The organism is Ensifer sp. NM-2, from assembly GCF_003024455.1.
In the GTDB taxonomy this organism is placed as follows: Bacteria; Pseudomonadota; Alphaproteobacteria; order Rhizobiales; family Rhizobiaceae; genus Ensifer; species Ensifer canadensis.
In genome coordinates this window covers 67,473-82,638 of the sequence record NZ_PVZR01000010.1, presented here as the reverse complement: position 1 = coordinate 82,638, position 15,166 = coordinate 67,473, and the positions used below count along the sequence as shown (strand labels likewise).

Sequence of the window (15,166 nt, the reverse complement as noted above, 5' to 3'; positions counted from 1 at the left end):
GTGCGAAGGCAACATCCATGCGTGTCACAAGCCTACCATTGCGCATCGCCGTCCTGGTCGAACAGAACGAGCACTTCGAGAATTGGCAACTGATGGTCTTCGATCGGATCGTGGCCGATCCGCGATACGCCCTGACCGCCTTGCTCGTTCATCCGGCACCCTATGGGGTCGGCAGGAGTTCCATCTTCTTCAAGCTCGCCCATCGGCTCGAGCAGGCGGCGTTCGGCCGCCAGGCGGCTTATAACCCCTGCAACTTCGATGCGCACAAACAGCGGATCGTGCCATTGGCATCGACGCAGCCTGGGGCCGTCCAGGCGCAGGTGGCCGAGCTTGGTCTCGATCTGGTGGTCCGCATGACGCCGAACGGTCTGCCCGACGACGCCGTGCGCGAGCTGCCCTATGGCGAATGGGCGCTCTCGTTCTCCGACCAGAAGTCGGGGGCGGGCGAATGGTTCAGCTATCTCGAAGTGGCCAGCGGCGCGCCGGCCGTGGATCTGGCGCTCTACGTTCGGCTCGGGGCTTCCGCTTCCTCGGTTGCCATCGCCTCGTCCTCCTTCAACATCAAGTTCAGCGCGGTCAGGAACATCAACTTCATCAAGGAGCGCGCCGCCACCCTGCTGCTGCGCGAACTGTCGCGACTGGCCGATACCGGGGAGCTCATCACCACGCCGCTGCCGGCGCGCCGGCAATCCGCGCCGCCCTCGATTGACGAGTTGGGCCGGTATCTCGGCATCCTCAGCGGCCAGCTCGTCGCGCGCGCGAAAAAGGCCGTGCAGCACAAGGCCGGCACGGGCTCGGCCGTCTGGACGCTCTTTACCGGCAGCGGCCGCATCGACGATTTCGAGCCCGGCGTTTCCGTCGAAATCCCGCCGACATCGACGGACATCAAGGCGGATCCGTTTCTGCTTCAGCATGAAGGCGAGTGCTACCTGTTCTACGAGGCCTATGCCGATGGCGACCGCAAGGCGCATATCGCGGTCGGCCGCTTTGACGGCGATCGGCTTGAGCCGGTGGGTGTCGCGCTGAACTGCGACTACCACCTGTCCTACCCGTTCGTCTTCCGCGACGGCGACGACATCTTCATGATGCCAGAGACGCATCAGTCCAGGCGCATCGAGATCTGGCGCTGCGTCGAGTTTCCGCTGAAGTGGGAGCTGCATGCGACCGCGCTCAATGGCATGTCTGCCGCCGACAGCGTGCTGACGCGCCATGACGGGCGGTGGTGGCTGTTTACGAACCTCTCCGAGTTCCACGCCTATGAGGATCACTGCAGCGAGCTTCACATCTTTGAAGTCGATGGGCCGGGGCTTGCGCGCATCACGCCGCACAAGCGCAATCCGGTGGTGCTCGGCAGCACGTTTGCCCGCAATGCCGGCCGGATCTTTGCGCGCGAGGGCCGTGTCTTCCGCCCATCGCAGCACAATGCGCACGGCATCTACGGCTACGGGCTGAATATCATGGAAATCGAGCAATTGGACCTGGAGAACTACCGGGAGCGGTGCATCAGAACGATCAAGCCCGATTTCAAACCGGGATTGCTCGGCTGCCACCATTTTGACGCTGCCGGGGATCGGTATGTGCTGGATGCGCGACTGACGCTTTGAGCGCCAGGACATCGTGATCGCTATAGCGAAGATGGACGGCATTGCCGAGGGTGAGCGCTGCCAGGGTGCCAGCGAAACCAGGCGGGCTCGCGAGGTCGAAGAGGCTCCAGTTCAGCGGCGCATCTCTGTCACCATCAAGGGATTCGAGCCTTGGACGGGAGGCTGCGTCGACGGTGACGTCGAATGAGTCCAGCGGCAGCGATAGCCCGGCGCCATGAGCCTTCACGAAAGCCTCCTTGCGCGTCCAGCAGCGATAGAACGCGTTAAGATAGTCGTCGCCGGCAAAGGCCGCGAGAGCCGCGCACTCGCGCTTCGAAAAGAAATGTCCGGCAATATCCTCTTTCAGCGGCTTGATTGCTTCGACGTCGATGCCAACGGGGTAATGGTCGGAGACCGCCAGCATCGCCACATCGGCGCTGTGGCTGAGATTGAAATGCAGCAACTCCGATGCTCCGGCGATGCGCGGCTTGCCGAAGACGTTGTAGGTCAGCCCGATGCGGTGCGGCGGCAGGTGGAGGTAGTGGCCGAGCACGAGGCGCAAGCCGGCACGGCCGGCTATGAAGTGTTGGCGATGTTCCGGATAGACGAAACGGGAGGCTCGCGCCTTCTCCTCACCGCTCAGCATTGGGAACAAGCGGTCAATTTCACACGGGGCCGGATCAAGGCTCCAGCGCCAGATGTCGATGAAGTTGGGACCGATCCGATCCAAGCTAGGTCGCATAGACGAGGCTCCCCTTCGAAGCGGGTCGCTGGCGCACCATGCGTCGGGCGAAATAGGTCATGAGCGGCAAGGGATAGTTCTCGCCGAGCCCGATACGGCAGGTCCTCTTCAGGATATCGAGCGACCGCGGGCACATATCCGGCGAGTACTCGATCTTGCGGGACGCCCAGGCATAGGGGTTCATCTTCGGATTTGCCGTGCGTTGGTCCAGCACCGGCAACCAGTTGCTGTAGACGTGCCGGCTGGAATCGTAGGGCCGATACACGCCGCGCTTGTTTTCGGCAGCAAAGGCCCGCGCCTCCTCGGCGGTATCGAAGATCACGTGCAGGCCGGCAGCATGGTCCCGGTCGTTGTGCGGGCCGATGCGCATCGCATTGCTGGCCGACAGGATCTCGGCAATCGCATCGTAGCGGCGGCGCATGCGGCGGATCATCGGATCCAGCTTCTTCAACTGGACGTTCAGCATGGCACCCTGGATCTGGCTGGCCTTGAGATTGATGCCGAGCATGGGCGGCTCGTTGGCATTGTCGAGGTGGCCGCGAAACAGCGCGCCGATATCGTGATACATGCGCGCCCTGGCGAAGAGCCGGTCGTCGTCGGTGACGACGGCCCCGCCTTCGCCGATGTTCATGTTCTTGAACTGGTTGAAGCTGAAGGCCCCGGCATCACCGATCGTGCCCACCCGCACACCCTTGTAGGTCAGCCCGACCGCCTGGCAGGCATCCTCGATGACAACGAGCCCGTGCTGGCGGGCAATCTGCATGATGCTGTCCATGTCGCACACCATGTTGGCCATGTGCACGGGGACGATGGCGCGCGTGTGGGGCGTGATCTTTCGCAGGATATCTGCCGGGTCCATTGTCAATGTCTCGTCGATCTCGACGATAATGGGGACGGCGCCGACGGCCAGTGCGGCGCCGGCCGTGGCAATCCAGGTATAGGCGGGCACCAGCACCTCGTCGCCCGGGCCGATGCCGGCAGCAGCCAGAGCGGCGATCAACGCGCCCGTGCCGCTGCTGACGGTCAGCACATGGCCTGTGCCGAACTTGGCCGAGAAATCCGCCTCGAAGCGCGTGAGCGGCCCGTTGCCGTCGCCGCCGAAGCGGGCAAGCTCCCCTGACGCAAAGACCGGAGCGAGAGCCAGCCATTCCCTGATACCTACACGCGCCATACCGCACCCTCCGATCCTCGCCGGCTCCGTGTGCGCCGACCATCGGCGTCCAGGGATGAAGACAAATCGCCTGCGGGGTACCGGCCCCAATGATCAAGCCTAGTCGTGTCGCGATATCGTTTCAAAATGGACTTCCGGCCAGAGCCTGAGCAAAGTGTGCAGGCTCCAACTAGCCGAAATCAGTAGTTACCCTACTCCCCTATGCATATTGGGAGATTTCGGCGCGATAGCGCTGGTGCTACGACCTGTATGTAGCACGTGGGAGTTCTTTTCATGCCGATCCGCGATCTCCGATCAGCGCCCTCAGGCACCGAGTTTCGTCCGGATGTGGCAATCATCGGCGGTGGTCCCGTCGGGCTGACGATCGCCCGGGAATTCGCCAACAGCCGCTGCCGGGTACTGATCATCGAAAGCGGTGGCGCCGACTTCGAGGCCGCCCAGCAGACGTTGAATGCCGTCGTCAATGTCGGCGAACCCGTCGTCCGAGACGGCGTCGAAAGTCCCGGCCGCGGCTATAACGGCAGCCTCGAATGGCTGAATGACATCCCCCCTTTCGAGCTGCGCAACCGGGTGCTCGGCGGCAGCACGCATACCTGGATCGGCAAATGCGCGAGCTTCGACGAAATCGACCTGGAGCGCCGGCCCTGGCTGCCGGTCTCCGGTTGGCCGATGACGCGCGAAAGCCTGGCGCCGGGGCTTGATCGCGCGGCGCGCCTGCTCAATCTCGGACCCAATCTCTATGACGAGAGGCTCTTTGGCCGGCTGCACTCGCCGCCGGACGAACTCGGTTTCGACCGCGATCTCCTTCGCCCGTTCTTCTGGCAGTTCAGCCATGAGCGTGATCGGCACGGCGAGCCCATGCGATTTGCCAATGTGGCTGCCGAGCTGGTGGCGGCGAACATCGAGATCCTGACGCATGCCACGGTCACGGCGATCCATCTTGACGAGAGTGGCCGTCGCGTCGCATCGCTCGATCTGCGGAGCCTTGACGGAGCTTCCGCAAGTGTACGGCCCGAGACCGTCGTTCTGTGTGCCGGCGGCATCGAGAACGCCCGCCTGCTTTTGGCTTCGACATCGGTGATGTCGAGCGGTGTCGGCAATGGCAGAGGTGTCGTCGGGCGCTACCTCGCCGACCACCCCCGCTCGACGCTTCTGCAGTTCGAACGGCGGGATATCAACGCCGTGGCCCGGCACTTCAATTTCTACGGCCTGTCCGATAAGGGGGCGACCCGGTTCTATCTCCACGGTCTGCGCCTCAGTCCCGCTGTGCAGAGACGCGAAGAGCTCGTCAACTGTGCGGCCTATCCCGTGCAGATTCATTCGGCTCGTGATCCCTGGGCGGCGCTGAAGCGACTGATGCGGGGCGACCGCACGCGACTTGCGAGTGATCTTGCTGTTATCGCGCGGTCGCCTGCCTTCCTGGCAGCAGGTACCTTCCGCCGGAAGGTGCAGAAGCGGGGAATGATGCACCGGTCCGACGCGCTGCGCTTCGATGTCATGGTCGAGCAGAAACTCGACGCGGAGAGCCGCGTCACCCTGTCTGATCAACGGGACGAGTTCGGCGTGCCGATACCGCGCGTCGACTGGAAAATCGGCCCAACAGAGGTTGAGAGCGTCAAGCGGCTCGCGCGGTCACTGGCCTCCGAATTCGTGCGCAATGGCCTTCCACAGCCGCGTCTGGTCGACTGGATAGCCGAGGACGACGATGGGAAGGCGGCGTTCACCGACATGGCGCATCCGTCCTGCACGACGCGCATGGGGAGCGATCCGACCACCAGTGTCGTCGATGCGAATTCCATGGTGCATGGAGTGGACGGGCTCTTTGTCGCCGGCAGCTCGATCTTTCCGACGCCCGGCCACGCCAATCCGACCTTGATGACGCTTGGCCTGGCGATGCGTCTTGCCGATCATCTGAAGATGCGGCTGGAAAGACGCCCGGCAGCGACGGTGACGTCTCGTGCGGTTGCGGAGGAAACGGTCGCCGTACCGGGAATTTGATGCCTATCCCTTCGCCTACAGGCCCTTGGTCGTCATTGCAGGCGGAAATAGAAACCGGCGCTTTCGCTCGGCCCCAGCTCGGGATGTGTTTCGATCACATGTGAGAGCGACGGGATGGACCAGCGGTCGACGAGGCGGTAGCCGAGTCTCTCGATGTCGCTGCGGAACACCTCTTCGTTCCGCATCTGGTAAGGCACGATGGCCGTGCCGATGCGCTCCAGCGTTACAACGGCGCCGCCTTTTCTCAGGGCCACCTTGTTGAGCAGGAGGTGGCGGGGCAGGGCGGGCATCCGCCCTAGCAGATCAGACAACTGGATATCGAGATATTGCAGCAGGCCTGAGCCGAGGAACAACGGCACAGGGCCGGCATCGACGATGCGATCGACGAAATGCAGATTGTCGAGCTCGTCCTGTTCGGCCCTGCGTCGGCCGACCTGCACGATTGCCGGCAGGTCGTAGACCACCCATCGGAAGGATCTGTCGAGCGAGAGAAGGTCGCGGAACGCCCGGTATTTGGTGCCCATGTGGCCGCCGGCATCGACGAGACCATCGATCTCGTCCATGACCTGCCGCATCCAGAAAAGCACCGGATAGTCCCAGGGGGCGACCTTGCACATCTTCTCGAAGGCGACCTGGGCGATCTCCTCATGATCATAGCCGGCAAGCCCGTTGGAGCGGGCGGCGGCGATGGCGTCTTCGAACGACGCGTAGGCGCCGGTGAAACGCTGCGGAAAAGGCGAGAGATATCGCAGGCGTCCACCGGCCACCTTCAGCGGTGTCAGGGAGCGATTGAGGCTACGCATCGCGCTGCGCAGAAGCGGGTAAGCTGTGTTCCTGATATCGCTGGTCAGCACGATGCGTCTCCCCTGGTTGTCGCGCCTGCGTCGTTCCGTCGGTTTCTCATCCGTGGCGGCCGAAGGCGAAGATCGGCCGCAGGGCGTCGCTCCATCGCTGCAGCACGGCGAGTGCTGCGACATAGATCGCCGCGCCGGCAACCACCTGCAGCGCGATCGTCGACATCTGCTTCAGCGACGACGCTTCGGCTATCCGGCCGAACAGAAAGACGGCGGCCGCCATGGCGCAGACGGCGATCGCCACCAGGCCGCAGTCGCGAAGGACGCGGTTCCAGGCAAGTTCGCCCTCGCGTGATTGAAGCCGCATGGATATGTTGAACGAGAACACCGCGGCAACGCATTGTCCCAGCGCCGTCGCAACCGCGCCGAACGGGGTTAGGAGAATGATCAAGCCGACGGAGATCGCCCCATTCAACATGACGGCCCTCGGCATCCGATGAATTTTGCCGCTCAGTGAAAGCAGCGGTTCGGTCACATAGCCGGGGATCAGAAGCGTCTGTTTCGCGGCGAGGATTGCGACGAGGATCGCCGCCGGCGCCCATTTCTCACCCAAGACGACGTCGATCAATTCTGCCGAGATCAGTGCGAGACCGAGATAGATCGGCGTCGAGATGGCCATCAGTACGGTCATGAAGGTGGTGGCTGTCGCCCCGATCGCGGCCCGGTCGACATTGCCCTTGTCCTTGCCCGCCACGCGGCCGAAGAGGATCCAGGCAAGCATCCGGGCGGGCTCGCCCATGAGCTCGGAGAAGGCGGCGACGATCCTTTCCGCCGCGCGGTAGTAGCCCGCTTCGGCCAGGCCGAGGAAGCTGCCCACCACCAGCGTGCCGGCGTAGGAGCGAAAGAACACCACGAGCCGGTTGGCGACGATATGGCGTGAGAATTCCAACACCTGCACGGCGTATGAGCGACGCAGGCGCAGACGCGGCAGCCATCGCACCAGGATCATCGACGCGGCCAGGATCGTCAGTTGTTGCGCCAACCGTCCGCAGATGAGCGCAACGATGTTCCACTGCAAGGAAAGCCCGCCGATCGCCACGAGTAGCCCGATGATCTCGGCAGCGATCCTGATGATGGATTGGCCGCGCAATCGACCTTGAGAGATGAGAATGCCGTCGTAAACTGTCGACAGCGATGCCGGCAGATACCAGGAGCTGAAAAGGGCGACCAGCAGTGCATTCCAGCCGTGACCCAGCATGAACATGGTTGCAGCGGTACACAGGCCCAGGATCGTGGCGATAAGCCCGGACAGCATCGACAGGGTCGCAAGCTGATCGATATCCGTCTTATCGGCGCCGCCTTTCATGATGAACTCGCCCCATCCACCCTCGGCGACGACGAGAACGAAGATGGCGAAGGAGGATGCGAACGCAAAGAAGCCGAACTCGGCCGCCGCCAGAACATGTGCCGCAACGATGAAAATCGACAGCTGGGCAGCCTGCGAGATGACTTTGGCGCAAAGGGCGGCAAAGCCGTCGCCGATCAGGTCGGGCAGGCGCAAGGCGCGCGGGGAGCCTGGCAACAGGCGTCGTAGTGGGAGGATTGCCGTCTCGATCCAGCGGGGCATCATTGCACCACGACTGGGAAGAAATGGCGCTGGCGGAAGGGTGGTAACGGGTCGGGCTCAACCGCTTGTGGCGCGCGTTGCGTATCGACTTTTGCGAAATTTCCCCGTTTTGCTGAAAATTCGCAACTCCTAAGGTATGGTGTGCGGTGTCGCTCTGATTCGGGTATAGCCCGTTTTGAACGACAGAGTGGGCGATGGCGTGAACGGTGGCGCCCGCAGTTCGCCTGAATTCCGTGGCCTATTGCGGCTAGGGAGAGAGCGGCGACGCAAGCGGGAGAGGGGAGCTCGCAGCAGATGTTGAGACGGATGTCGTTGGACAAAGAGGGCGCCATGACCAATCGGCCTGCATGGAACACGAAGCTGGCCATTCGCTGGTCCGTGGTCGTGCTGTGCCTTGTCTTTTGGGCCGCCGTGTTCTTTTTCATCTGGTGAACGCCCCTCAGGTCTCGTTTGTTGCAAAGAGGACGACACCTACCGTCTTTACGATAATCACGATGTCGAGGTAGATCGATCGGGACTGATAGTACTCGATGTCGAATTGGACCCGCTCGTCGTAGGTTGTATCCGGCCGTCTTTTCACCTGCCACATGCCGGTGATACCGGGCTTCAGTCCCGTGTAGTAATGCAGGTTCTGCCCGTATTTCTCGGTTTCCTCAGGTGAAATCGGGCGAGGGCCGACAAGGCTCATATCCCCACGCAGCACGTTATAGAACTGCGGCAGTTCGTCGAGGCAGGTCATCCGCAAGATCTTGCCGAGCCAATGGACACGCGGGTCGCCGACGAGTTTGCGCTTCTCCATCCACTCCCTGTTTCGCTCGGGGTCGGAGGCCAGCAGTTCCGCAAGCCGTTCCGCGGCATCGAGGCGCATGGATCTGAACTTGAGACATTCGAACATCTCTCCCTGCGCGCCGACACGGGCCTGCCGGAAAAGGATGGGGCGCCCGTCGACGATCATGAGCGCAATTGCAATCAGCGCCAGGGCCGGCGCAAGGAAGATCAGCGCCAGGATGGAGACGGTCACGTCGATCAGACGCTTGGATCTGCTAGCGCGCCGTGTTGCGATGGTCCCGCGCGCGGTATGCCTCTGTCGTGCAACGCCATCAGAAACGGACAGCATATCTCTCACCCCTCCAAACACCGTTCGCCCTTAACAGGCTGCCAGCGGGCGCCTTAATTTACAATCGACCCTGATGGGCAGGACCTAGTCCAATGGAGGTACACGCCGGGCAGGAATACAGAAACGTTGCGTAAACCTCCTAATCGGGAGGTGGCAGAACGGCTCGGGGCTTCGCCAAGCGGTCGCAGCCTTTGCCGCAAGAGTACTCCGCCCACTGACCGAAACCGTTTCATAAGGCATCTCCACTGCGCAAATCATCGAGCGTCACTGTCTTTGTCAGTCGATGCTGCCGGAGATCGATCGTGGTCCGGTAGGCACGATGCAGCACGCGACCGTAGAGATCGACCAATGCGTCCGCCCAGGTTTCGGGCGTATGGGCGAGCGTGGCTGCCTGCCTGAAACAGTTCTCGCTCATTTGCCGGATCAGTGCGTCGTCGGTGGCAAGGGAGCGCATCGCAGCGGCAAGATCCTCGATGTCGGCGATGCGGAATTTGACGCCGCAGCCGAGGGCTGCGATCTCGTCGGCGAGCAACGCCGCATCGGTCAGGATGACCGGTATGCCGCTGGCGATGGCTTCGAGGGCCGCCAGCCCGAACGGTTCCGGCACACGCGACGAAACGACGACAGCACGAGCGCTGCGGATGATATCGCGCATTTCGTCCCTGGTTTTCCAACCGTGAACGGTCGCCTCTGGATAGGTTTTCTCGATGAGTGCGCGACCGGCACCATCACCGATGAAATGCAGCGGCACCTTGGCAAGGCTCGCCGCCCTGGCGGCGTCCTCGAAACCCTTTTCGGGTTCGAGCCGACCGACGAACACGAAGTTGCGGTTGGTCCATGGCTGAAGCCCGGGACCGACGAAGGGAAGGACGGGATTGCGGACCGTTTCCACTTGCGTGCCGTTCATGCCGGCACGGTCGAAATAGGCTCGCATCCTCTCATGCACGACGATGATGTTTGCGGCCGCTCGTTTGGTCGGGAAGAAGTGCTCGCGCAGCATATGTCGCGCCGAGCGCCAGGCCTTCTCATGCAGGCCGCGCTTGTCGCACTGCGTCGTCAGGCAGCGGCCGGACATCGGCTTCAGCTCACAGACACGATTGGTCCGGAAGTTGACGAAACCGCCATTGGGGCAGGCGAGGAAATAATCGTGAGCGTGAAGGACCACACGGTCGCGTACCGGCGCGAGCGCACGAAAGATCGCCGGCGACAGGATCTTCGACCAGCCATGAACGTGGTAGATCGTCGACGGGGTGTCGCGGCTGGCAATCAACCCGTTGAGGGCCTCGTAGACGATCGGATCGTAAAGACCGAGCCGCAGTGCATCGCTCCTTTGTCGCTCCAGCAAGGGAACTGCGTCCAGATTGATCGTATCGGCGGCCGGTCGGTCGACGGGCGCGCTGTCCCCGGCAAAGAAGGTCACCGGTATGTCGCGCCGTTGCAGCAACTCGGCCGAGAGTATGGCGAGGTTCGTGGCGCCGCCAACCCTGATGGAACGATCGTTGATGACGACGACGCGGTCGGGTGAGAGGGCCGTCATGGTCTTATTCGAGCCTTTCGACGTTTCGCGGCGCCAGCCGGCCGGTCAGCAGGTCCAGGAATGCGCGGGCATTGCCGCGCAGGCGACCTTTTCGATCGACCCAGGGCTCCGGGTTCCAGACCTTGACCAAATTCGCCACCAGATTGCGCAGGATCTGCACGCCGGCATGCCGAATGCTCATCGTGTCCTTGCGAATCAGGTAGATCGGATTGGCGATCTGCGAATAGCCGAACTTGATGCCTGGCGTGCGCGCCTTTTTGGTTCCGAGGTGAACGCCGACGAGATTGCCGGATTGCACCACGCGGCCAAGGTCGGCGGCCATCCGGCTGAAGTCGACGTCCTCAAGCCAACCGTAAAGCGGCAGGTTCTCGTCGAAGGCGAGGTCAGCTTCGCGAACAGGGCCGGTTCGAACCGCCATGTTGCAGCCATAGGCGTTGTAGATCGGCCTGAAGGCTTGCGTCGACTTTGGCAGACGTTCGTCCGCCTCGATCAACTCCAAGCCACCGTCGACCGAAATGCCCGGCCCGATGATGCCATCGGCAACCAGCGTGCCGGTGGCGACGACAATGTCGTCGTTCTCGGAAAACAGGCGCTCGACTTCCTCGACGTAGGATGGCGCCATCAGGAAATCGTCGTCCAGAAAGAGGATAACATCCGACTTGGCGGCGGCGAGGATGCGATTTCGCTGTCGACAGCTGCCGCGCTCGGAGATGATGACGATGACGCGGACCGCAAGCCCTTCGGTGCAGCAAGGGTCCATATCCTCGGGCGAGGTGAGGCAAACGTAAATCTCGTCCGGTTGGCGGGTCTGCCGGGCGATCAGGGGCAGGACGGCGGAGAGAATGTCCCTGCGCCCGCAACTCGGTATGCCGATGGCAACCGTGACCGGACGATCTTCGGCGTAATCCTTTGTCGCCTGCATCATTTTCTGAACTTGCGCCATTGTTTTCGGTCCCAGCGGATGTTGGTACGGCGAGGGCCGTCGCTTCTGTTTGAAATGACGCCGAGCAACGCGACGCGTGATTTGCCGAATGTTGCCAAGGCCTCGCCCAACCGTTCGACGGTCATCTTGTCGGATTGTCCGAGAACCACGACGATGCCGTCGAGATAGGTACAGATCACGCGCGTATCGGCCGAATCCTCGAAGCCGGACATGTCGACGATGATCACCTTGTAGCGCTGTCTCAAAAGCTCGAGCTCGGATTTCAGCGCCGGCAGGTGGCCGTAGCGCTGATGCGCGACGGCTGCCTTGCGTGTCTGGTCGACGGTCAGAACCGGCACGCAGCGAACGGCCTTGCCGTCGAATTCCTCGACGTGCTGCGGCGCCTCCGATCTGCGCCTGGAGTATTGGCCGGCGATGCCCAGGATCCGCAGGCTCTCCATGCCGAAGCCCGCACCGTCCTCGGTGGTGACGCGGCTGAGCCGCGAGCCGACGAAATCCGCATCGACGAGCAGGACCGAGGTCCCTTCGTTCATGTAGAGCTGGGCGAGGTTGGCGGCGATCGTGGTCTTGCCCTCGCCGGGTCCGACCGAGGTCACGCCGATCACCGCCGTCGCATTGGCAGGAAAGGCGGAATCGACCGAGTTCTTGACGCCGCGCAGTGCCTCGGAGAAGCGCGAATAGGGCATGTCCAGGACCGATCTAAGCGGCAGCATGGTGGAGGCAATCGGGGGCTGATGGGGACGTGGGCTGCTTCTGAACATCGGCACGTGGCCGAGCGACGTTATCCCGAGTTCGGCGCGAAGGCGCTCGCTGGAGCTGACGCGCCGGTCGAGGCCGTCACGCAGCACCGACAGCATCAACCCGGTTGCCAATCCGAACATCAGCGAAAACGGCATGATCGTCGAAGGTTTCGGCCAGGTCTTGCCCAGCGGCGCCGTTGCCGCCGTGACGATGCGTGCCTTGCCGAGGGGGAAGGATTGCTTTTGCAAAGCGCCGATGAGCTGCTGTAGAATGCCCTCGTACATGCTGCGGTAGGTGGTCGCGCGGCTTTCCATCTCGGAGAGTTCGACGCGGGCGACGTTTTTGCCGGCACCCGCCGCGGTAAGGCTGGCAAGCTCGCTTTCCAGCAGCTTTTCCCGGGTCTTGGCGATGTCCACATTCGACTTGTAGAACTGTTCGATGCGCAGGAATTCGTTGCGAAGAGAGGCATCCAGCCGCGCAATATCTGCCTCGGCGGCGACAATAGCGGGATTTCCGCTGTCGTATCGGGTCTTGAGATTGTCGAGCTTGGCGGATGCCAGGCGCATTTCTTCGTTGAGCTTCTGGATCTGCGGGTTGTCGAGACTGTCGTTGACGGTCGCGACCAGCGTATCTTTCGACATGAGCTGTTGCAGCGTCATCAGCTTGGCCGATTCCGCTGCGGTCGCGGCGCGCGCTGCCAGCATCTGGCTGCTGAGTTCGGAAAGCTGTTGCTGATCGAGCGTCGATGCGGTGCCGACCGTTGTGATGTCGTTCTTGGCGCGAAACTCTTCCACCGTCATGGCGGCTGCGCGCGCCTGCGCACCGACTTCGATAAGGCGACTTTCCAGCCACTTGGCGCCGCTTCTCGCGGCGTCCGATCTCTCGTTCATGCCCGTGCGGATATAGGCTCCAGCAATGGCGTTGGCGGTCTTGGCCGCCTTTCGCGGGTCCGTGGAAGAGTAGCCGATCTCAAGCACGTAGGATTGGCCGACGCGCCGCACGGTTACGCGCGAGAGAAAGGCGGCCATCGTGCGCCGCATCAGATACTCGTCATCGACCTTATCATCGTCGGAATTCTTGGCCCCCGACGAGAACAGCGAGCCGATCATACCGCGGATCGAGACGCCGCCGCCGACAATTTCCGGATCAGTGGTCAAGTCGAGTTGTTCGATCACGGCGCGGGCAATCGCCTCGGATTTGACGATTTCGACTTCGCTGGCGATTTCGGCTGCTTCGATGATGATCGTTCCGGTCGAGGCATCCTGTGAGGCGATGCGACCCTGCTCGGGATCGATCACCAGGCGGACGGTCGCGGTAAAGGTCGGTGCCGTGTTGAGTATGTAGAAGGCGCCGAGCGCCAGCCCGATCACACCACAGATCCCGATGCGAATGAGGTGCCGCCGCAGGAAGTCGGAAACATCGCGGAAGGATATGCTCTCCTGCCCGGCCGAACGCTTGGCCTCGAAGTTCTCATCCAGCACGATTTTTGAGATGTCATGCACGACCATTGGTGTTCCCCATGAAAATACGCTGCGCCACAGTCGATCTGTCGTTGCTATTGGGACTGCTCGATGCCCACCGATGTCAGAAGCTTGTTATCCAGCGCTGCCGTCAGCGCCGAGCGCACGTCGAGCACGTCGCCCGGAACCAGCAATGTTGCTTCCGTAACCCTCACGGCCGGGTCGGTGCCGCCGCCGTGTGTTATCCAGTACTCCAGCGGCTCCAGGTCCATTGCCTTCCTGTCGGCGAAACGGGAAAGCGAAGCGCCGTTGATCTGCAGCAGTTGCAGCGTCGTGCTGCGCTTGAGCTTCAGATCTTCGATCGCGGCTTCCGTCGTCTGCAGGTCGCGGCCGGCTTCGGTTCGGCGTTGACCCTGCAAGGTCACGGCATCGCGTTCGGTTTCGCTGAGTTTCTGCTTGGCGCGCATGGCGGCCACCTGGAGGTCGAGCTTGTCGCTTTGCAGCTCTGCGACGATCCGCTCGAGCGACGTCTGCCGCGACTTCGTCACCGTCTGGTCGTTCACCAGCTTCGATATGCCTTTGAGCTCGTCCTGGGCGATCTCGATCTGACGCTGCTGGACGGCCGTCTTTTCATCGAGCACATCGATTTCGTTCTTGAGCAGCGTGCCGAGCTCGGCAAGGGAATCGAGCTGGCGGCGCATGGCTTCGATCCGGGCATCGAAGAGCGTGCTCTCGTCTCGTACGATCTGCTGGATGGCGGCGCCATCGGCGGCCTTGAGCGCCTGGGGAAACTCGATCTTGGCGCTGTCGGTGAACTCGGCCCTCAGCCGCGCCCGACGGGCGGCGAGTTGCATCATCTCGAGTTCCATCCGGTTCAACTCGCCGGTGTAGCGGATCTGCTCCATGTCGGAGTAGCCGCCGGCAGGGTTCGTACGGCGTTCGCGCCCGCCCGCCATGGCCACCGCCTGCATCACAGTCATGCCCGGGCGGAATTCCAGCTCGCTCGGCCGGTCGACCAGACCCGTGACATAGATCATCGGGTAGCGGACAACTTCGACGGATGTCTCCGGCGCCTTGCTAAGGCCGGTGCGCTCCTTCAGGAGGTCGGCGATCGTGGCCGCCAGTTCTGCAGGTGTCCGATCCTTGGCCTTCACTTCGCCGACCAGCGGAACCGAGATCGTGCCGGCGGGGGAAACGACGTATTCTCCGTTGAGCGCGGTCCATTCCTTGTATTCCCCGGTCGCCGCGACCCATTCGACGATCGCGACCTTGACCCTTGTCTGGGGCTGCAAACGGAACACCGGCTCGGCATGGGCCTGATGGATGGGAGCAAGAGTGCTCAGGCCGATCGCCAGGTATAGGGTCGAGACACGGCCAAGCGACGACAGGCGATGTAGAATACGGTGATCGGCATGGGGCATGGGGCCTCGCTGATGTTCCAGCGCGCCACGGT

11 protein-coding genes are annotated in these 15,166 nt (G+C 62.4%); 2 read left to right on the top strand and 9 right to left on the bottom strand.

The annotated features are described in order from the left end of the window. The first annotated feature begins 17 nt into the window (after positions 1 to 17). Positions 18 to 1,604, top strand: coding sequence for a hypothetical protein (locus tag C6558_RS20240; protein WP_038577754.1), 1,587 nt, complete (start codon positions 18 to 20; stop codon positions 1,602 to 1,604). Here C6558_RS20240 and C6558_RS20235 read toward each other — a convergent pair. Both C6558_RS20235 and C6558_RS20230 read right to left on the bottom strand, forming a co-directional pair. Next, complete coding sequence (locus tag C6558_RS20235) at positions 1,525 to 2,325, bottom strand: 4'-phosphopantetheinyl transferase superfamily protein (RefSeq protein WP_025428349.1); 801 nt, start codon at positions 2,323 to 2,325, stop codon at positions 1,525 to 1,527. The two genes, C6558_RS20240 and C6558_RS20235, sit on opposite strands and share 80 nt — an antisense overlap. Continuing rightward, positions 2,315 to 3,496 carry a DegT/DnrJ/EryC1/StrS aminotransferase family protein gene (locus C6558_RS20230; RefSeq protein ID WP_025428350.1) on the bottom strand — a complete coding sequence of 394 codons (1,182 nt, stop codon included), beginning with the start codon at positions 3,494 to 3,496 and terminating at the stop codon, positions 2,315 to 2,317. Before C6558_RS20230 ends, C6558_RS20235 begins: the two co-directional genes overlap by 11 nt. 273 nt (positions 3,497 to 3,769) lie before the next feature. Between C6558_RS20230 and C6558_RS20225 the strand changes: the two genes are divergently transcribed. Next, complete coding sequence (locus C6558_RS20225; protein WP_107027640.1) at positions 3,770 to 5,494, top strand: FAD-dependent oxidoreductase; 1,725 nt, start codon at positions 3,770 to 3,772, stop codon at positions 5,492 to 5,494. 32 nt (positions 5,495 to 5,526) lie between these two features. On the opposite strand, the gene C6558_RS20220 is transcribed toward C6558_RS20225, so the two are convergent. From C6558_RS20220 to C6558_RS20190, 7 genes are all read right to left on the bottom strand, one after another. Beyond that, on the bottom strand, positions 5,527 to 6,348 hold the full coding sequence (locus C6558_RS20220; protein WP_244496064.1) for a methyltransferase, TIGR04325 family: 822 nt from the start codon (positions 6,346 to 6,348) through the stop codon (positions 5,527 to 5,529). Between the two features lie 46 nt (positions 6,349 to 6,394). Next, on the bottom strand, positions 6,395 to 7,915 hold the full coding sequence (locus tag C6558_RS20215; RefSeq protein ID WP_057207541.1) for an oligosaccharide flippase family protein: 1,521 nt from the start codon (positions 7,913 to 7,915) through the stop codon (positions 6,395 to 6,397). A gap of 439 nt (positions 7,916 to 8,354) precedes the next feature. Then, positions 8,355 to 9,032, bottom strand: a complete 678-nt coding sequence (locus C6558_RS20210; RefSeq protein WP_025428354.1) for a sugar transferase — start codon at positions 9,030 to 9,032, stop codon at positions 8,355 to 8,357. Positions 9,033 to 9,261: 229 nt separating this feature from the next. After that, the gene (locus C6558_RS20205) at positions 9,262 to 10,569 is read right to left on the bottom strand and encodes a glycosyltransferase family 4 protein (RefSeq protein WP_025428355.1); all 1,308 of its coding nucleotides are present in this window, start codon (positions 10,567 to 10,569) and stop codon (positions 9,262 to 9,264) included. A gap of 4 nt (positions 10,570 to 10,573) precedes the next feature. Then, a complete protein-coding gene (locus C6558_RS20200) occupies positions 10,574 to 11,512 on the bottom strand; it encodes a glycosyltransferase family 2 protein (RefSeq protein ID WP_225906406.1) in 939 nt (312 codons plus the stop codon). Further along, a complete protein-coding gene (locus C6558_RS20195; protein ID WP_025428357.1) occupies positions 11,491 to 13,761 on the bottom strand; it encodes an exopolysaccharide transport family protein in 2,271 nt (756 codons plus the stop codon). The genes C6558_RS20200 and C6558_RS20195 overlap by 22 nt, the downstream gene beginning before the upstream one ends. A gap of 47 nt (positions 13,762 to 13,808) precedes the next feature. Next, entirely contained in the window at positions 13,809 to 15,134 is a 1,326-nt protein-coding gene (locus C6558_RS20190) for a polysaccharide biosynthesis/export family protein (RefSeq protein WP_025428358.1), read from the bottom strand. Between the last annotated feature and the right edge of the window lie 32 nt (positions 15,135 to 15,166).

Coding starts and splice junctions, on each gene's coding strand:
- C6558_RS20240 (WP_038577754.1), top strand. CDS start 18: ATGCGTGTCACAAGCCTACCATTGCGCATCGCCGTCCTGGTCGAACAG.
- C6558_RS20235 (WP_025428349.1), bottom strand. CDS start 2,325: ATGCGACCTAGCTTGGATCGGATCGGTCCCAACTTCATCGACATCTGG.
- C6558_RS20230 (WP_025428350.1), bottom strand. CDS start 3,496: ATGGCGCGTGTAGGTATCAGGGAATGGCTGGCTCTCGCTCCGGTCTTT.
- C6558_RS20225 (WP_107027640.1), top strand. CDS start 3,770: ATGCCGATCCGCGATCTCCGATCAGCGCCCTCAGGCACCGAGTTTCGT.
- C6558_RS20215 (WP_057207541.1), bottom strand. CDS start 7,915: ATGCCCCGCTGGATCGAGACGGCAATCCTCCCACTACGACGCCTGTTG.
- C6558_RS20210 (WP_025428354.1), bottom strand. CDS start 9,032: ATGCTGTCCGTTTCTGATGGCGTTGCACGACAGAGGCATACCGCGCGC.
- C6558_RS20205 (WP_025428355.1), bottom strand. CDS start 10,569: ATGACGGCCCTCTCACCCGACCGCGTCGTCGTCATCAACGATCGTTCC.
- C6558_RS20200 (WP_225906406.1), bottom strand. CDS start 11,512: ATGGCGCAAGTTCAGAAAATGATGCAGGCGACAAAGGATTACGCCGAA.
- C6558_RS20195 (WP_025428357.1), bottom strand. CDS start 13,761: ATGGTCGTGCATGACATCTCAAAAATCGTGCTGGATGAGAACTTCGAG.
- C6558_RS20190 (WP_025428358.1), bottom strand. CDS start 15,134: ATGCCCCATGCCGATCACCGTATTCTACATCGCCTGTCGTCGCTTGGC.